15 protein-coding genes are annotated in these 19,406 nt (G+C 50.6%); 3 read left to right on the top strand and 12 right to left on the bottom strand.

Annotation, left to right across the window (positions count from 1 at the left end):
- The first annotated feature begins 32 nt into the window (after window positions 1–32).
- Entirely contained in the window at window positions 33–1,283 is a 1,251-nt protein-coding gene (locus AAF564_02390; GenBank protein MEM8484364.1) for a putative sugar nucleotidyl transferase, read from the top strand.
- Window positions 1,284–1,314: 31 nt separating this feature from the next.
- On the opposite strand, the gene AAF564_02395 is transcribed toward AAF564_02390, so the two are convergent.
- From AAF564_02395 to AAF564_02440, 10 genes are all read right to left on the bottom strand, one after another.
- Window positions 1,315–3,051: a SpoIIE family protein phosphatase gene (locus AAF564_02395; protein ID MEM8484365.1), complete on the bottom strand. Its 1,737-nt coding sequence runs from the start codon at window positions 3,049–3,051 to the stop codon at window positions 1,315–1,317.
- A 53-nt stretch (window positions 3,052–3,104) separates the two neighbouring features.
- Window positions 3,105–3,599, bottom strand: a complete 495-nt coding sequence (locus tag AAF564_02400) for a metallophosphoesterase family protein (protein MEM8484366.1) — start codon at window positions 3,597–3,599, stop codon at window positions 3,105–3,107.
- A gap of 11 nt (window positions 3,600–3,610) precedes the next feature.
- Window positions 3,611–4,660, bottom strand: coding sequence for a hypothetical protein (locus AAF564_02405; protein MEM8484367.1), 1,050 nt, complete (start codon window positions 4,658–4,660; stop codon window positions 3,611–3,613).
- A 110-nt stretch (window positions 4,661–4,770) separates the two neighbouring features.
- Complete coding sequence (locus AAF564_02410; protein MEM8484368.1) at window positions 4,771–5,457, bottom strand: metal-dependent hydrolase; 687 nt, start codon at window positions 5,455–5,457, stop codon at window positions 4,771–4,773.
- Between the two features lie 45 nt (window positions 5,458–5,502).
- A complete protein-coding gene (locus tag AAF564_02415; protein MEM8484369.1) occupies window positions 5,503–6,474 on the bottom strand; it encodes an aldo/keto reductase in 972 nt (323 codons plus the stop codon).
- 195 nt (window positions 6,475–6,669) lie between these two features.
- Window positions 6,670–7,137 (bottom strand): hypothetical protein, encoded by a 468-nt coding sequence (locus AAF564_02420; GenBank protein ID MEM8484370.1) that lies wholly within the window; start codon window positions 7,135–7,137, stop codon window positions 6,670–6,672.
- Window positions 7,138–7,233: 96 nt separating this feature from the next.
- Window positions 7,234–9,723, bottom strand: a complete 2,490-nt coding sequence (gene bamA / locus AAF564_02425; GenBank protein ID MEM8484371.1) for an outer membrane protein assembly factor BamA — start codon at window positions 9,721–9,723, stop codon at window positions 7,234–7,236.
- Between the two features lie 192 nt (window positions 9,724–9,915).
- A complete protein-coding gene (locus AAF564_02430) occupies window positions 9,916–11,049 on the bottom strand; it encodes a carboxylate-amine ligase (protein MEM8484372.1) in 1,134 nt (377 codons plus the stop codon).
- A 218-nt stretch (window positions 11,050–11,267) separates the two neighbouring features.
- On the bottom strand, window positions 11,268–12,482 hold the full coding sequence (locus tag AAF564_02435) for a serine hydrolase domain-containing protein (protein ID MEM8484373.1): 1,215 nt from the start codon (window positions 12,480–12,482) through the stop codon (window positions 11,268–11,270).
- A gap of 147 nt (window positions 12,483–12,629) precedes the next feature.
- Window positions 12,630–15,323: an ABC transporter permease gene (locus AAF564_02440; protein ID MEM8484374.1), complete on the bottom strand. Its 2,694-nt coding sequence runs from the start codon at window positions 15,321–15,323 to the stop codon at window positions 12,630–12,632.
- Window positions 15,324–15,594: 271 nt separating this feature from the next.
- On the opposite strand from AAF564_02440, the gene AAF564_02445 reads away from it, so the two are divergent.
- Complete coding sequence (locus AAF564_02445; protein ID MEM8484375.1) at window positions 15,595–16,734, top strand: serine hydrolase domain-containing protein; 1,140 nt, start codon at window positions 15,595–15,597, stop codon at window positions 16,732–16,734.
- Window positions 16,735–16,901: 167 nt separating this feature from the next.
- On the opposite strand, the gene AAF564_02450 is transcribed toward AAF564_02445, so the two are convergent.
- Together AAF564_02450 and AAF564_02455 are read right to left on the bottom strand one after the other, a co-directional pair.
- Window positions 16,902–17,972, bottom strand: a complete 1,071-nt coding sequence (locus tag AAF564_02450; protein ID MEM8484376.1) for a hypothetical protein — start codon at window positions 17,970–17,972, stop codon at window positions 16,902–16,904.
- Between the two features lie 72 nt (window positions 17,973–18,044).
- Window positions 18,045–18,533, bottom strand: coding sequence for a nuclear transport factor 2 family protein (locus AAF564_02455; protein ID MEM8484377.1), 489 nt, complete (start codon window positions 18,531–18,533; stop codon window positions 18,045–18,047).
- Window positions 18,534–18,782: 249 nt separating this feature from the next.
- Here AAF564_02455 and AAF564_02460 point away from each other — a divergent pair, with 249 nt between their 5' ends.
- Window positions 18,783–19,265: a PaaI family thioesterase gene (locus AAF564_02460; GenBank protein ID MEM8484378.1), complete on the top strand. Its 483-nt coding sequence runs from the start codon at window positions 18,783–18,785 to the stop codon at window positions 19,263–19,265.
- The last annotated feature ends 141 nt before the right edge of the window (window positions 19,266–19,406 follow it).

Consider the following 19,406-nt stretch of genomic DNA (forward strand, 5'->3'; position numbering starts at 1 on the left):
AGATACCCTGCTTGCCAATCGTCAATCAAGTTATGCACCTTTGTCTTTTTGAAGACCACGAAGTATATCATCTCTCGCCTATCGCCCAAACACGCGGCGTATACCTGATTCGGACTGGCGCGCTGAACAATCTTGTGAGGTTATGGGAAACGTTTGACCGTCCGAAGCTGTCGCTGCACGCCCGTACGGAAATTGAGGAAATTGTGCGCAGCCAGACCGGGCTTCCGGTAAACGAAGGCGAAGACGAAAAAGGGTATTTGTTTGTCAATGGCAGAATTACGGTGCTGCCTATTCAGTTGGTAGCTCGCCTCGCCCGAAAATCTTCCAAAAAGAAAAAAGCGAAAGTTTTTATGCAGCAGGGCATTGTGGTTGCTGCATGGGCGCCCGACATGAAGTCGCTCAAGTTTGACGGCCCGATTGATGCATCCACGTTTGAAGGCCTGCCAACGGAAGAAGTAACGGGCGTTGAGATGATTGGCCGGCTGTGGCATCTGGTAGATGGTCTGCAGGCGCGGCTTGAACAGGACCTTGCCCGTCTATCGCGCAACTACAAACCTGAAACGCCACCGCAGGTACACGCATCGGTCACGCTGTACAACCCTGAGTCCATCTTCATCGGACCAGATGTTGAAATTGCACCCGGCGCAATTATTACCGCTGCAGACGGGCCGGTTTTCATTGCCCGTGGTGTCAAAATTATGGAAGGTGCTATTGTAAAAGGGCCCATCTACCTGGGCAAGCGTAGCACAGTAAAGGCCCGCGCCGAGATTTCGCGGAGCGCCATTGGCCCCATATGCAAAGCCGGCGGGGAAGTTACCGACGTTATCATGCAATCCTTCTCGAACAAAGCCCACGAAGGCTTTCTCGGACATGCCTACCTTGGTTCATGGTGTAATATTGGCGCCGGCACCAATGCCTCCAACCTGCGCAACGACTACAACGACGCGACACTGTTTAATGAACATCTCAATGCGTTCGAACCTACGGGCCGGCAATTCCTCGGTCTCATCATGGCTGATTACTGCAAGATTGGGATCAGTTCCATGGTAAATACGGCATCGGTATTCGGGGTTGGTTGTAATTTGTTTGGGAGCGAATTTCTGCCGCGCCACCTCCCCTCATTTAGTTGGGGAAGCCCTCACACCGGTTTTGAACCTTACCGATTGGATAAAGCCTACGAATCTATCGAGCGGTTGATGGCGCGTCGGGCCAGAACCCTTTCTGATGTCACCAAAAGACAGTTGGAAGTGATTTTCAACAACGCACAAGCGCCGGCCCTGTAAACAGACGTTTGCTATTGGCCCAGTGTACGAACTAACTGACCACTTTCATTACAATCATGGTGAGGTCATCGCTGAGTTGTGTTTCGCTGCCTGTAAAATCAACAATGGCAGTACGTACAGCGTTTAGGATGTGCTGTGCAGATTCGTTCTGGTGTTCGCGCAGAATTGCTTCGAGTCGGTCTTCGTGAAACTCCTCCTCTTCCGGGCTCATGGCCTCCGTAACCCCATCGGTAAAAGAAACGAGAATATCCCCCGGCAACAGGTCTACGCTTCCGCGTTTATACGGCATATCTTGCATTACACCGAGCAAGAGCCCTCCTTCTTCAAGCAGTTCGAGTGCACCATCTTTCCGGAGAAGCATGGGCGGATTATGGCCGGCGTTTACATATTCGAAGCGGCGCGTTTCCGGGTGATATAGTCCAGTAAAAGCCGTAATGAACTTGTCAAAGCTGGTATTCTGGCAGATAACGCGGTTCATATGGCCGATAAACTCTTCCATGGTGAGGTCCATTGGCACCATGGTATGCAAACAGGCCTGCAGGTTTGCCATGAGCAGTGCAGCCGGCACACCTTTGCCGGTCACATCTGCAATTGCAATCAGGATGCTACCATTTTGCTGGGCAACCAGGTCAAAGTAATCGCCGCCTACATGCCGGCTTGGCAGGGCGAGCGAGGCCATCTGTAAGCCAGAAACTTCCGGCGTCTCCCGCGGCAACAGACGCTCCTGAATATCACGCGCAAGCCGCATCTCTTCTTCCAGGCGCTCCTTTTCGATCTGCTGTTCTACGAGATAGCTGTTCTGAATCGATACAAACGCCAGGTTACCGAGGGCATAGAGCAGATCGATGTCATCCGGCTGGTAAGCCTGCCCGGTCATTTTGGGACCAAGGCAAAGAATAGCGCTTGTTTCATTTTTATGCTGAATAGGCAGAATGAGCGCAAGGCCTTCGTCACATAGCGGGCGCCATTCTTCGGGTGCTTCAGCAGGGTTCTCAAACTGTAATTCTTTTTTAAGGCCAGCGAGGTTATCCAATACCTGTGCAGAGCACACTTCCTTTTTCACCCCTTGTGAAGCCACAACCTGAAGCATTGAGGTTTCATCCTCATCGTCTCCACTTCGCTTGAGCAGAAACAGGTGTTTATTGACCAACATCTGCCCCATCAGCGCAAAGGCAAGTAATTTGACGAGTTTCTCGCGATCCACCGTTGAGTTGAATTCCTGTGACAGATCAAACAGGGTGTTCAACTGCTGTACTTTGCCATCCAGCTCTCGATTGGTATGCTGGAGTTCTTCAACCATGAGCGAGTTGAGCACCGAGGCAGACGACATATTGACCAGCGACAGGATGAACTCCAACTCTTCGGGATCAAATGCCTTTCCTGTTGCTTTCGGCCCGAGACCAATCAAACCGATTTTTCGATGGCCAAAGGCAACGGGCAACAGCATGACAATCTGGTGCCGGGCCAGTTCTTCGGGAATGTCATCTGCACCAATCAGTTCACCGGAATGTAATTCATCAAGCCTGATTTTTGCGCCGGCGTCGATGTCGGGCAGCCCTTTCACTTTGAGCACATGGTAACATCCTTCGTCTTCCTTGTACAGCAACGCTACCCCGCGGGTTACGAGCAGTTTGCTCATCGCGGTAAGGAGCAAATTGTTCAGGATAAATTCCAGATCAAGAGACGAGCTCAGCATCTGGCTCGTTTCATACAGGGCCCGCAAATCGTGGCGGGTTGTCCGTTGCTCGTGTGAGGTACTTCCGGGCATGGGCCTCTTTAGGGTACGTGTGGTGTGGTCGCGCGTGTGCGTATCAGGGTAAACTACTTTTCGTCCAGGTGAACCACCTCGACTTGTTTGGCTTTGCCTGCCTCAATTTTTAGTCGTAAACAGGTTTTGACCTGGTGAAATCCCTGCCGGCCTGCAGCGCCAGGATTAATATACAGCATATTGCCGAGTGACTTTACGCGTTCTACCCGCAAAATATGGCTGTGTCCACAGATAAAGATGTCGGGAGGCTCAACGGCCAACTGTTTGTCCATGTTTCGCTGCCAAGCTTTCTGATGGCCTGCGATGTGTGTCATCCAGAACTTCAAGCCGGCATACTTGATCCGCATGTGTTTCTCTGTACGGTGCCGAATGTCTTGTCCATCAACGTTTCCCCATACAGCCCGGGTAGGCGCAAGGGCTTCAAGCTGGTCGAGAATGCTGGTTGTACCAATATCTCCGGCGTGCAAAATCAGGTCTACACCACTGAGATAGTCAGGAATTGCGGGATGGAAATAACCGTGGGTATCAGAGAGAATACCTATGAGCATCAAATAGCGCCTTATCGCAACATAAATCGAACACCAACCTGCCGGCGGGAGCGCGGCCAGTTTCCTTCGCCAGGCACCCACTGCCTGAGAGGCAGCCCAATGTAAGGCATAATCTTAAATCCGGGCCGATGAAACTCGATGCCTGATCGCGCCCAAATTACGCCGCCTACATAATCTTTCGACGTTGTAATTTCTTTTTTGAAAGAAGTTGCGGCATCTAGATTTAATGCCCCAAGCAAAGGTTGCTCGTAAGACGTTTCGAGCAAGTCATAGTTGCCGGCTTGCCCAAGAACCGAGACAAAAATATTACTACCGGCCGGATCTAGGCGGAAGTTATAGCCAAACATCATGTGGACTTCCCATCCCAGCGCACGGGTGTAAATCACATCAAGGTTGTTGCGTTGGCTTGAAAAAGGTCCGGTGCCATGCAGTACAAATCCGGTTGAAAGCCCTGGCTCAGCCAGCACCCACTGCTCATATCCAAGACGCACGCGGCGAATGCCAAATGCAAAGTTGGTTGATGCCAGTGGCGATACCAGGTTTGAAGAAAGCCAGGCGATATCAATTTGAGGAAATCCTACCCGGCCGCCAAAAGAAGGGTCAACAGCGAGCCGCAGTGCATACGAGCGCACATCGCTGTGCTCGTAATATTTGAATACCAGCCAACTGAGCGATAAGCCACGGCGCGTACTGTTGCCAGCAGCATCCACAACCGCGCTCAAATCAAGTCGTTTAGAGAATTGGTAATCCAACCTGAAACTAAGGCCCAGCGGGTTGGGCTCAACCACCTGCAGCTCTTCACCTTGCAGGGACCCGGCATTGCGATACGCCACTTCAGCGGTGAGGGCATAGCCTCCATAAAACTCGCGTTGTGATTCTTCGCCGCGGTATAACTGATCGTACTGGAGGAAAGGACGTTGGGCAAAAGCGTGCGCCGGCATCAGCAAATACAATACGCCCAGCATTGGAAGAAGCAATGCCTGTCTTGAAACGCAAAAATAGCGCTTCCCATGGCGCTCCGAGCGCCACGCTGAGCTCGTATGTGTCGGAATGGGATGCATTTGGACTGCCAGCACAAGTTTAAGCGGCAGGAATCCATGGGCGCAGCCGGGAATTGCGCTAATGGAATGGGGGACCCTGTAAAATACAAAACTTTTGTGAAGAACGAAAGCTAGAGCAAAATCGTTTCCCCAGGAGCCAAAACTTTTGTCTCAAAACCTTTATCAGCCATGCCACCTTCCCATTCTGGCATATCAATTTCGATGGGCGGGAAGGTGTTATAATGCATCGGAATGCTGAGCTTGGGCTTAAGCAAAGATGCTGCGCGGATGGCACCTTGCGGTCCCATTGTAAAACAATCACCCACCGGCATCAGCGCCACATCAATGGCGTGTTCTTCGCCAATCCAGGCCATTTCAGCAAATGGGCCCGTATCACCGAGGTTGTAGATACACTTCCCTGCTATATGCAAAACAAGCCCATTGGGGCATCCGCCGTAGGTCCCATCGGGGAAAGAAGAAGAGTGGGTGGCCTGTACAAAGGTCACTTTCCCCCAATCGAAAGTCCAACTCCCCCCGGTATTCATTGCGTGAACGCGTGGGTGGTTGTGGTTGCGTTTTATGTATTCACAGATCTCATAATTCGCAACCAGTAAAGCCCCGGTACGCAGTGCAATCGGGGCTGTATCTCCCCAATGGTCACCATGCGCGTGCGTAAGCAGAATAACATCAGGATTTAAATCTTCTGCTTTCACAACAGAAGCAGCGAGGGGATTGCCTGTAATGAACGGGTCAAACAACAACGTTACATCGTCTGTTTTCAGCTGGAATGCAGAGTGGCCAAAATAAGTAAGTTCCATGATACGTATCGGATTCAGGAGTAAGATTGGACAGGATTGAAGCGCTTATTGGGACCACGACGTTGGTTCGCGATCCCATCGATGTGCCTTCAGCTGTGTATGCAGCGCTTGTGCCAGGGGTCCTTTTTCGCTGGCTGCCATATTTGCTTCAACGTGTCGTAATTTACGCATTCCCGGAATAATAGTACTAACACTTTGGTTATTGAGAATGAAGCGGAGGGCCATTTCCGGCATATCCATGTCTCCTGGCACCAACGGACGCAGGGCTTCAGCCCGATCTACGCTTGCATGCAAGTTCTCCGGTACAAAATAGGTATTGCGCCAATCTCCCTCTGGCCAGGTTGTTTCTTTGGTTAGAATGCCTGTCAGGGTCCCTTCATCAAATGGTACACGCGCAATGACGGCAACATCCTTTTCCTCACACGCCGGAAAAAGCTCATCTTCCGGGTTTTGGTCGAAAATATTGTAGATCACTTGCACAGCATCCACTGCGCCGCTGCGAACGGCGGCAATCCCATTCCAGGTTTCCCAGCGGTTCAAACTGATCCCAACTGCACCAATCATACCCCGCGCTTTCAGGTCCTCCATTTTACGCAGCCACCGTTCATCTGAGAGCCAGTGGTCTTCCCACACGTGAAACTGCATCAGGTCAATACACTCCAGGCCGGTGTTTTTCAGGCTGTCTACAACGTATTCCTCGATATGCGCAGGCGGATAACAATCGTCCAATGAGAACTCGCGCCGGCTGGGCCAGGTGAAGTTCTTGGCGGGAATTTTAGATGCCGTATATAGTTTCCTGTCTGAATTTGAACGCACCAATTCGCCAAGCAGTTTTTCGCTATGTCCTTCGCCATACGCCCAGGCGGTATCAAAGAAATTACACCCTAACGCTACCGCATGATTGAGTGACTTCAATGATTCCCTGTCGTCAGATCCTTTCCAACCGCCCATGCCCCACATCCCGTAGCCAACTTCGCTAACCTGCCATCCCGTGCGTCCAAACCTTCTGTATTTCATTAATATGCTCTGGGTTTATCCTGGCCCGGGATACTGCTGCAGGACCAGCGTCGTAGAAGATAATTTTCACCCAAGGTACAGCCAAAGCGGGATACAAAAAATGGGCTGGGCGCCGGCGATTGGAAATCATCACCGGGACCCAGCCCCTCATACAAACAGATACTGCTACGTTCCGTTTACTTGAACGCCAGCACGTTAATTCACGCGTGGCTGTGCGCCACCACCACGGCCACCGCGACCGCCGAACTCCGAACGCCTGCGCTCACGCATTTCTGCCTGAATTTTTGTGTATTTCTCCATTTCCTCCTCCGACAACACGGCAGCCAGTTTTTCATTGGTACGGCTTGTCAGTTCATTCATCTCTTCCCGCATCGCCTGACGCGCATTACGGTCCTGCCCCTGGAAACCCGAAAAAATGGTTGTCCGCTCTTTTGCCTCTTCCGATAAGATGCCCCGCACCAACTCAGATTTTTCATCGGGCAATGCCAGCGCTGTGACCAACTCTTCTACCTGGGCTTTCATCCGCTCTTCCATGTTCGCACCACCACCCCGCTCGCCCCGTTGGGCAAAAGCAGACAACGTACCTGCCAGAAGTAGCATCACACAAAGCGTTAGTGTTTTGAGTGCTTTACCCATTGTTTGATTTAAAGCTAAAGTTTTCATCTTGGTTACCCGTTCAATTTTTTACCGTAGGCCGTAGTAAGATATTCACGCCACTAAGACGAACAATGTACCTCTTGCATTCCAAAATGGACAGGTTTAGAAATTAAACTTTCTGCCAATCGAGAATTGGAGGCCCCAGGATGAAGCACCGGAACTGCTGCTGCCGGCTGGCGGCACATAGCGATCCAGGTTTCGACCATAAACTATTTCCAGTAGGCCTAGCATCGGAAGTTGGGCGCGCATGCCAAAGCCGGCCGACCGGAGCAGCCCCTTCACGCTAACCGCTTCAGCATCGTTCCACGTATTGGCAGCATCAAAAAAGGCATAGGGCATTAGCTGCAACTGGGGTTGCTGAACAGCCATCCAGCGAAATTCAGACGTGTACTTGGTCAGAAAACGGGCACCCGTTACATTTTCCTCTGTTGGGTCCTCGAAAGCGCCCAAGGGATATCCGCGCAGGTACACTACATCGGTCCCAAGAATAGGCGTAGTGCCCAAGCCTTGCGCATCCAGCGGCGATCCGCCAAGCACAAAGCGCTCAAAGTTTACAGGCTGGCCATTAAGTGCGCCAATGTACCCCAATTCTGTACCCGCATTAAGCGAAAGCCGACCGTTGCTGGTGAGCGGTAAATTCCAACTCGACTGAAACCGCCACTTGTGGTACTGTACAAATCCATCTACAGGCAGCCCGACTTCACCAGAGAGCCGGTGATGCACGCCCCGCGAAGCAAAAATGGGATGGTTGGTTGTGTTGTGACTGATAAACTGCGTTAATGCCAGTTGCTGGTTTTTCCCTTGCGGCAGCTCTTCATAGATGCTGTTTTTGAAAGATCGGTATTCGACAGACGTGCCAATGTCAAAAAACGGACTGGGCCACCGGAGCCGGCGGTCGTGGAATAGGCGTGTAGCAAACGTATTGAAGCTACCGGTCAAATCAGACGCAACGGCTGCGCCAGCGATGTGGGTATACGATACATCAAAGCCCAGCGGCGCCGGCTTGCCCCTGAACCATGGCTCTGTGAAATTGAATCCGTACTGCTGGTAATTCGCGCCGTTTGCCTGCACGTTGAAACCAATTTGCTGCCCATCGCCTGACGGCAACGGTTGCCATGCGCCTTTTTGCAGGGCTTTTTGCAGCGAGAAATTGTTGAATGCCATGTTAACGCCCAGCACCAGACCAAACTGCCCCACGCTGCCCGTGATCTGGGGACGTGGGAAATTGGCCTCTTCGATGTCGTAGCGCAGGTTAACCCGTTTATTTTCATCGTCAACGGTTACGCCTGGTCCTTGCTTGAGGGTTTGCTGGCTCACGTGCCCTGATTGCATCAGCCGGCGAATCGACTCCTGAATAGCGGCCCGGCTGAACTGCTCACCAGGAATGCTATACAGTTCGCGCCGCACAACGTGGTCGTTCGTCGTGTGATTGCCTGTAATTTCAATATCACCAAAAACGTACGGCTCTCCTTCCTGTACTTCAAAAACAAGATCAAGTTTGTTGCCGGCCACCACCGTGATACTGGGCTGCACCCCAAACCGCATATAGCCCAGGTTCATGTAGCGGCTGGATACATCCCGACTCCCTCCATTTCCATACAGATTTTCTTCTAGTTTCGAGAGATTGTATACGTCGCCGGGCGCCACATCCAGCCATACATTCAAGGCCTCGTCCGCAAACAGTGTATTGCCTTCCCAGGTAACCGAATTGATGGTATACCGGGGGCCCTCGAATACGGTCAATGCAACATTGAGGCCTGGTTTGTCTGCATCAGACACCAGCCATACCGAATCACTCAGCACCCGGGCATCATAAAATCCTTTCCCATGGAGAAAGGTGAGTACCCGCTCCTGGTCCATTTTAAATTGCTTTTCGTCAAACCGTCCCTTGTCCCAAAATTTCCACCAAGTACGCTGCGAAGTTTCCATGGCGCGCCGGATCTCACGATCACTCACTTCCTCGTTGCCTTCGATGGAGATGTTTTTAATGCGTACTACTGGCCCCGTCGAGATGTTGAACTCGATGTCAACGGTACCATCTTCTTTTGGTGTCTGGACAGCTTCAACCTCTGCCAAATGGTACCCTTTTTCGCGCAGCTCGCGTTTGATGGTCCAGCGGGCACGATCAATGTCTGCCGGCCTTACAGTTGCGGTAAAATGCAGCGGTAGTAATCGGCGAAGGTGTTTCTCTTCTTTGGGTGAGATGCCAGTAAAGTGGTAACGGTCCAGTTTGGGGTAGGGAATCACATGAATTTCTACATGCAAACCATCGGTAGAATCCGCCTTTCTGATCTCCACATGTGAAAACTGTTCTAGCCGGTAAATGGCGCGTATGGCAACAGCAAATGCAGGGTCATTGGGCAGCACCACACGCTGCCCTTTTCGGAGTCCGCTTGCGCTCAAGAGGAAGTTCTTGAGGCGCTCGTCGTCAATGCCAGAAACCGTGATGCGCTCAATTTCTGAAGGCGGAACGGAGGTGTAACCCGTTTGCGCAACAGGTTGTGCAACCGGTTGGGCAATGAGCATCGGAGGAGATACCGCCGGCAGTGCCAGAAACGCTATCGTAAGCAGGAAAACGCTAAATACGTGCATGCAAAGACGTCTTAGAATGGTTGTTTGATACAACCCAACGCTTCACGCGGCAACTGGCAAGAGTCGCATTAAAAGCCACACATCGGGTTATACAGGATGAGCCACGTGTGTAACCACGCGGGGGCATGGTTCACTCCTGTTTTCCCTAAACGGCTAATGCGTTGCTTTTATTGTTTAAATCTGGCGGGTAACTCAGTCTACGCCGTGCAGGGTCTCTTTGATCAGCATATCAACCACAACCTTGAGCGCTTGCTGGTGGTCAGCGCCGGCAGACTTCGCCTCCTGATACGCTTTTAACTGCCAGTGCGCACTGGTGCCTTGCCCAAGGATTGTACGGGCATGACGAACTTCTGCAACGCAATCAAAAAACTCGGCGTCTTCCTGGATATGGTCGAGCAACTCGTCAAGCAGTCTTGCATACGGCGTGATGGTGCCATGACCGTAATCAATCAATCCTTTTTCAAAGCCATAACGCTGCGCGCGCCACCGGTTTTCGTTGAGCAGCAAGTTGGCATAGGTGCGCCAACGCTGGTTGTTTACACGGAGACGGTACAGCATCCGGAGCCAGCAGCGGTAAAGGGCCGCGATGCAGATGCCATCTTCCAAATGGGTGCAGATGTCAGCCACGCGCATCTCCAGCGTAGGGAAGCGCATGCTCGGGCGGATGTCCCACCAAACCTTGGAGCTATCTTCAATAACGCCAGCATCCACCAGCACATCGACATGCCGATGGTATTCGGCGAAACTTGCAAAGTGTTCTGGGAGCCCGGTACGGGGCAGTTCATTCCAAACAGCGATGCGATATGACATCAAGCCCGTGTTATCGCCCTCCCAAAACGGAGAAGATGTACTAATCGCCAGCAGATGGGGCAGGATATAGCGCGTCTGGTCCATCATGTCGATGCGCAGGTCATCGTCTTCAATCCCTACGTGTACGTGCATCCCGCTAATTACCATGCGGCGGGCAACAGCCTGCATGTCGCGTGCGAGAATGGCGTATCGGTCTTTATCGGTGTGCTTCTGACTCTCTGTGCTTGTAAAAGGATGGGTAGAGGCCGCGATGATGGCCAGTCCATGGCTTTGTGCAACATCGGAGACTGCGCGGCGCAGGCGCGACAATTCGCCGCGGGCTTCATCAAAGGTATTGCAAACCCGGGTACCCACTTCTATCTGCGACTGAAAGAATTCGGGGGTTACCTGTTTTTCGAGAATGTCTTCGCACTCAGATAACATGGAAGGCGGCGCTTCCCGAATCAGGTTGCCTGTTGCCTGATCTACGAGGAGGTATTCTTCTTCAATACCAACACTAAAACTGGGTTCTTTCAGCATGGACTCACAGGGTCTTGTTTGATACACACCGTGCTTCACCCTCGATCGACGATGCGTAGCACAGAACTGGCTGGGGGAATAAATTTGGGTTAAGATACTGTTTTTTAAGAATTGTGCACAGCTGGGGTACTTGCCGGCGCTTCAATTGCTTATTTGAGGCAACCTCGCGCCGTTGTCCTCATCAGCATGTAACCTGTTAGCCCCGTGTACAAAATCTAATCGGCAGTATCAAAACTGACCGCATGGTCATCCAGTGCATTCCAGATGCCCCAGTAGATATCGTAGCTATTTTCTTTGTCAGAGTCGCTATTCAAAATCATTACCCTCCCAGTAAGGGTCTCTGAATCAAAGAACATCAGGGTGTTTACCCCGGGGTCGCCACCGCTGTGTCCGATGTCATTGTACGCCAGATGCTTTTCGATGAACAGGCCGGCGTTAAATCCTTCTCGCCCGTCCAACTGCGTATCGCTCAACTGTGATGCAAACAGCGCTTCATACCCTTCCGAAGACAGCAACAGACCTCGGCCATTGTACCCCTGTATGAGTTCGGACAGGAAAAGACCAAGGTCCGTACTCGAAGAAATGAGCGCACCATCAGGATAGGACAGGATGGTGTAATACGGCAGTTCTTTATCGTCGAGGTACAGCTTTGAATAAGACGCCATGTCTACGTCTTCAAACCGCCAGCCGGTTGCAGACATACCAAGCGGTTCAAAAATATGCTGGGTGGTAAACGCATGAAATGGCATCTCGGCAGCTAACTCAATAACAAGCGCGCACAAAGCCGTCCCGATGTTGCTGTACTCAAACAGCGCCCCGGGCGCCCTGTCGGCGTACATACTGTCTGCATACCACACCTCTCCTGCTTGCAGGAGTTTACGCAGGTAATCGGCCAACGGCATCCATGCAGAGGAAGGGTTTTGGTAATACGACTTGTAGCGTTCCTGCAGCGCAGGCCCGATCGGTACATCGTCTTTGTTGATGTAGTCGGTTTCCAGGTATGTATCCCCATCAACAATTGAGCTGGTATGGGTAGCCAGGTGCCGCAGCGTGATGGGGACTTCCGGGTGCTTTGGGTTTGCGACAGTAAACGGCAGGTAATCACCTATCGGATCATCAAGGTCAAGCAGATTCAACTCCTGGGCTTTTAACAACGCTACGCCAACAAACACTTTGGAGACAGAAGCAATGTTGATGATTGTCTCTTCTGTATAGGGCCGGCCGGCCGCAACATCTGCAAAACCAAAACCACGGTTGTACAGCAGCCCATCTTCGTTTACAACAGCAACCGAGAACCCTCTATAAACATCTGCCTCGTACAGGCTGTCAAGCCTTGCTGTTAAAGATTGCGACGTTGAATCAGGGACCTTGTTTTCTTTCTGGCAGGAAAACAGGAGCAACAACACGAGGACCAGCAGGCCTTTGTTCATATAACATCTGTGGGTGAGAATCGATAACAACTGTGGCAACACAACGGCCTCAAATGCCAAATGTTACAACCGGCTCACGCGTTATCTCTTGCAGGCGAAGCGCAGGTTCTATCTGCCATACAGGCTCATTTTATGAACCTGCCTGTTTCAACCGTTTCTTAACGTCTTCGTGGGATTTGCCAGGGTAGCTTTGATGGTATGATAGCTCACCGTTAACCAGGCCAGCACCAGTGTTAGCGCGCCGGCGATCAGGAGTGTTTGCCAGCTTATGGCAATTCGGTATGCAAACCCATTTAACCAGACATGCATGGCATAAAATGCTACTGGCGCACTTAATACAAAAGCGATAACAACCAATAGCGTAAAGTCCTTCGACACCAGAAAAAGCACATTCGTATGTGATGCGCCCAACACTTTCCTGATGCCAATTTCTTTGGTACGCTTTGCCACCATATAACTTGCTAGCCCCAATAGCCCCAGGCATCCTATCACTATGGCAAGTAGCGTAAAGTAGCCGATCAAACGGCCAAATTGGGCATCTGCCTGGTACATTTGATCGTATTGGCTGTCAAGGAAACTGTATGTGAACGGATATGCGGGAGACAGGGTAGTCATGGTCTCTTGAAGAAAACCAAGCGTGCGGATTATGTCCTCTGTGCCGGCTTTAACGAACACACGTGAATAATCACCGGGGTCAAGATACAGGGCAAGCGGCGCCACTTTCTGGCGAAATGACTGAAAATTAAAATCTCTCATTACACCAACAATATGGTGATCTGTGCCATTCAGCGTAAGGGACCGCCCTACAGCCTCATTCCATCCGAGTTGTTTTCTCAGCGTTTCATTGATCAGTAAACCCTGTTTTTGGTCAGTAACAATGGCGGCTGAAAAGTCGCGGCCTTCTGTTAGATCAACCCCAAACATGTCCAGATATCCGTAATGGATATTTGAATGGTATACGGAAACCTCCTGCCCCTCTGCAGCGCCTTGCCACGCGCGCGTATCAGATTGCGCATCGATGTAGATTGGATCATGGTGAGACGCAGAGACCGACAATACGCTGGCATCTGCTTGCAAGGCCTCCTTCACTGTGGTGATTCGTCCCCGCAAGTTCGGATCGTTGATTTCAATAGAAATGACCTGTTCTCGATCAATCCCTGTCTCTGCTCCCTGAATAAAGCTTAATTGCTGCCAAATGACGAGGGTACCAATGATGAGTACAATCGTGATCGAGAACTGAACAACCACAAGCACATTGCGCACACGGTAGCGGGCCAGGTATTGGCTTAATTTTCCCTTCATCATATGAACAGGATGCAGCATTGAAAGCCGAAATGCGGGATAACTACCAGCAAGTATGCCTACACCAAGCCCAATGGCAACCAACAGGACCAAGAGCATGCTGTTGTCTGCCAGGGAAATACTACGGGAAGTCAACGTGTTGAATGCCGGCAATAGCACAACGAGGAGCACCAGCGCGAGGATAAGTGCAAGGATGGCCGGCAAAAGCGCCTCTCCCATAAACTGGCCGATGAGTTGCTTTCGGCTCGCCCCAATCGCTTTTCTAACCCCAAATTCTCTGGCACGAACCAGCGAGCGGGCAATTGAAAGGTTAACGTAATTTATACCGGCAACAAGCAATACGAGCAACGCAATGCCCAGAAAAAGAAATACGTACCTGATATCTCCGTTTGCCCCAAACTCGGAATTGATAGTAGACCGCAAATGAATGTCGGTCAGTGCCTGCGGGAAATGAGATACAATTTCTTCCGGATGATTTTCTGCGGACGCATCTGGTGCCAGGTGTTGTTTTGCAACAACGGCAAGCTTGCTTTTAAAATGCTCCAGTGAAAACCCGGAATGTAATGCTGCATACGTGAAGTAATTGCTATTATCCCATTGGTCGATATGCCTGGCATAGTCAGCTGACGACGACATGGATATTATGTAATCGAAAGATAGATGGGTATTTGCTGGTATGTCAGCCATAACGCCCACCACTTGCATATCAACGCCGACAGGTGGTGGTGTTGACCACCAGGGTGCAGAAGGCGTAAAGGTCAACAATTGCCCAATGGGATTGGCCGCACCAAAGTATTTCTGCGCTAAAGACGCAGTAAGTATAACGGTATTAGGGTCAGTGAGTGCTTTACCTCGATCTCCTTGTATGATGGGAAAGCTGAATACATCGAAGAATTGTGGGGTCGCATAAATGCCATTTTCGTAAAACTGCTTTCCATCGTGTGTGAGCAGTGCTTTAACTTTACGCAACTGGGTTGCAACGTCGACTTCGGGAAACGCTTCTTCCAGTGCTCTTAAAAGCGGAGCCGGCGTATCTGTATACTGGTTGCTGCCGAGGTAGTAACCCGTCGGATCTACTTCTGCGACTCTATAAATACGGTCTGCTTTTTCGTGGAAGTCGTCGTAGCCAAATTCGTATCTGACAAACAGGCTAATCAGGATAAAGCACGTTAACCCGATTGCAAATCCGAATATGTTAATAAACCCATAAACGCGCTCTTTTTTGAGGGTACGCAGCGCTGTTTTGAGGTAGCTTTTGAGCATCGACACACGCCAACTGAGCTCCGGAAGCAGCCGCCGTTCGCGTTTCACTTTGCCCCAGAATACTTTCTGGTATTCTCGTTCAACGTTACCGTACGAACCCGTGCGTTTGATAGCAATCTGGAATGCCTCCTGTACAGAGGTGCCGGCATCAACAAGTGTTTTAATTCTTTCGCGCAAACCATTCTCCAGCTCTTCAATGTCTTCTGCTGAGAATGCCGCGTTCACCTCGTACGGGCGCCGCCAAACTGCCAGAGATTTTTCTAGATCGAAAGCCATGATATTATATCGATATACGCGGTTGTAGCCTTCACAGATGCGCCAGCGCGCCCAAACATCAACATACTTGCGCCAGCTTATACCTGGATGATACAGGTAATTTAGACAATTACACCTGGATCATCAAGCCATACAAACTCAAGAGCGACTAAAACTGGAGCGTATTGCGTCTTGCCTGTACATAGCTGATCTTTTTTCATGCAACTTACGTAGGGGTATGCTAAACACAGCGCGCCCAAGCACCTGGCCTGGTAAAGTTAAAAACCATTTCATGAAACAGATCTTCCTTTTACTTGCTGCTTTTGTAGTGGCTGCCTGTACGCAACCAACCCCGCAACAGGCCCCAGAACCCATATCCGACATCCCGCTTGGTGAAAACCAGGAAACTGCAATAAGCAATCTGATGGAGACCCACAAAGCCCCATCACTTGCCATTGGAATCATTAAAAATGGCGTACTTACGGGCACAAGGTACTTTGGCGAACAGGCACCCGGCGTCCCTTTGTCTGCACAGTCCATGTTCAACACCGCGTCCGTTCACAAAGCAATTACTGCAGAGACGGTCATACGGCTCGTTGAAAAGGGGCTGATCAATCTGGATGAACCACTGTCACCGCATTATGTGCATCCGGATATCGCAGCAGACCCCAGGCATGAAAAGCTGACACCACGCATCGTACTGACCCACAAAACGGGATTTCGCAATTGGCCTTATGAATATGATGATGGCAAGCTGGCTTTCGACAACGATCCCGGAGAAGCCTACGGCTATTCTGGCATAGGCTTCATGATTCTTGCGCGCGCCATTGAGGCGAAACTGGAAAAGCCTTGGCCGCAGATTGTGCGGGAAGAAATTTACAACCCGCTTGGCATGGTAGAGGCGACTACCATCCAGGAGCCGTGGATGGCCGGCAACTATGTCATTCCGGTTGATGAAAAAGGAGCGTTTAAAACTGATTTTGAACTGGCTTATGGCTATTGGAATGCTGCTGATGACCTCTACATAACCGTAAAAGACATGGCTAAATTCCTGATTGCCGTTCTGAAGAATCAGGGTATAAGCGACGCGCTGGCCGCGGAGCGCATACGCGTGCAAAGTGACCTCACAAATAACCCGATATGGGGATGTGATGGCGTTGTTGACCCCTGCCCCGCACCATACGGTCACGGCCTCGGCTGGTTTGTGTTTGGCTATGACGGCAATATCAATGTGCAGCATGGCGGCAATGACCGGTCTGAAGCTGCCATCGCCTATATCGAATTGCAGACGGGCGATGGCGCCATAGTCTTTGTCAATTCACCACAAGGGGTATTGCTGTGGCCCAAGGTCGTGGAAATTGTGGATGAGCAGCAGCAGTTTACGCCGGTGTTCAATCATATTATTGCCAAGTTTTTGACGCCTGAGGAGTGAGGAGTGAGGAGTGAGGAGTGAGGAGTGAGGAGTGAGGAGTGAGGAGTGAGGAGTGAGGAGTGAGGAGTGAAATTTAGTTTTTTGGGGGGGCTTTAGGCGAAAAGAGTGCAGAAAGGCGTCTGCAGTTGGCAAATTCATCCTTTCTTTTCCTTTTGCTTTTTTTGACTTCAATCTACAAAACACGTCAGGACATCTTCTTCAAAATAAGGGGGCTGGTTGACCCAGAAAATGTAGTTAACCTTGAGGAAATCTTTAGCAAAGGCGTGGAGTAAGGGCACAATGTTGTTGCGTGCTTTGTCGCTCTGTTCGCTGTAGTCCAGGTCTGCGCCAGTTTGACCGGCATAGTTGCCATCTTGTATGGCAATGCCAATCGGCACCGAATAGTCACCTTCGTGCATAAACCGCAACGGGTGGTTCAATTGTGCTTTGCGCTGTACCATCAAATCCGGCGCGCCGAGGCCAACGCCAATTTCTTGACCATAAGCATAAATGCTGCTGAGATATCCTTTATCATCCCACGGCAGCCATTCTCCGGGCACAAAGTTGGCGTACTGCATGGTCGTTGAAGTTGGGAAAGCCTTTTTGAGCGCCAGCATGTTGGCTTTTAATCCTGCAACATATTTTTCTTCGGTGAAACCATCACCTGGATCTTCTCCAATCTCAATGGCGGTCTCTTGCAGGTTAATACCCTCAATTTTTCCATCAAACGCCTCCCCAAAAGCCTGGAGAAAACGCGCAAATTCCACACGGACCTTTTCACTCCATCTTTTTGCTACCCATCCCCCCGGCTGGCCATCCGCATAGTACTGTGCCACAACGCCGCCATCGTACACATCCGAAAGCAGGTAATTGGGCACTGCTTTGTATTTGGGATAAAACGTCACATCTTGCAATTGCACAAACAGTTTTTTGCCGTGCTTTTTAAGGTAATTCAGGTCTTTTTCTACCATTGAAAAATCGTATCTCCCTTTCCGAGGTTCTAGCTCCTTCCAGGAATACATGATTTGTGCACCCTGAAACTGTGCATTTGCAAGGAATGCATGGTTGATGATCTTTTTTCGATCTTTCGAGAAATAGACAAAATGCTGGATGTTATCAGCAGGAATTGGGCAAGTAGCCAATAGATAGGCCTTGTAAGCATCTCTGTACTGCTCCGCAGGGTTTTCCCAATCTTGCGCAGCACTGATTTGACTGGATACGGCAAAAAACAGTAAAAGCAGCGTTACCTGTTTTATCATGGGTATGGGAGCGTGTTTTGATTCTTTGAGATTGCTTTGCCGATTCAGCATGCAGAGCGCTGTAGTATTCGTCTAACACAGGTCTGATTCACTACACGGTGTTGCCTTTCGGGTCACATTTGCTGTATCCAGATACCGGCGCATGTGATGTACTGCGCCGGCGTCATTGAATTCCATCACCAGGATGGTTCGCCCGGTAAAATCTACCAACTCATCGCGCCGTACATATTGTGAGGATTCAATGTATTCAACGATGGCCACATTTGTGCCCATTGTGATGCTTTCAATGCCCAGTCTAAATTCAAATTTGACCCGGGTCGACTCCAGGTGTGTACTGCGTATTTTTTCCTTTCCATCCAGCGTTACGCCATACACAACGTGAACGTCACTGACGTCTTCCGTCAGGAAAGCAAGATAAGCTTCAACATCTGCGGCCGTTTTATCCGGCTGTCCTGCAGCTTCTTTTGCCAGCACAAAAGCCTGCACACGCATTGCATCTACCTGGGCCAGCACAGGGCTTGCAAAAATAGCAAAGATCATAATCAGGAGCAGGGGTTTCATGTATATCCTTCAAAAAGCGTGTGATATGCTAACGAACAAGAGAAAGACGTACGACACACAGCAGAGTTGCTGATCAAATACGGGGCCCGCCTGCGTTAAATTTTTTTGGTTGCCGTATTCTTTGGATCATTAACATCCATAGCAAGATCTCACACGTTCTGAATCGCAAACACACCGCTGACATTGCCGTCAATTTATCCTACCTTACGAGCCCTGCGTACCATTCCCGCGATTATCGAACCTACTTTCATGCTTGAACCAGACCTATCCGGCGAGCCGGCGTGGATGCCCATTATCCCACCCAGCCTCCTCACGCAGGAAAACTCTTTCATTTCCGGAGACCCCACGGGCAATCGCTTGCGGTTGCGGTACTATTATGATGAAGCCAGTACACAAGTTATAGCCCGTACCTGGTTTGGACCGGGCGCAGAAGGTCCCCCCCGACATGCACACGGTGGCAGTGTTGCCGCAGTGCTCGATGAAGCCATGGGCATGGCGGCCCTGTATGCCGGCCATACAGTTGTCGCAGCCAACATATCCATCAATTACCTGAAGATGGTGCCGCTCGAAACCGTTGCCTCAGCCATCGCGCAGGTAACCCGTGTAGCCGGCAAAAAAATTTACACAGAAGCCAGACTTGTAGGCACCAATGGCACCGTTTTATCGCGAGGGGAAGGCCTCTTCATAACAATTCCCTTCAACAAAATAGCAACCCTTGCAGAGCCAGAATAAAGTCTGCGTTTCAGCGCTCCCCCCCTTTGCTTTAAGACGGAATTGTAGCAACATCTATTTTCGTTCATTGAAAGATAACGTGCATGATTTTACGCTGCCGATCATCCGTTCAGGCATAAAAATCGTCCATTCAATCCATTC

Source organism: Bacteroidota bacterium (genome assembly GCA_039111535.1).
In the GTDB taxonomy this organism is placed as follows: domain Bacteria; phylum Bacteroidota; class Rhodothermia; order Rhodothermales; family JAHQVL01; genus JBCCIM01.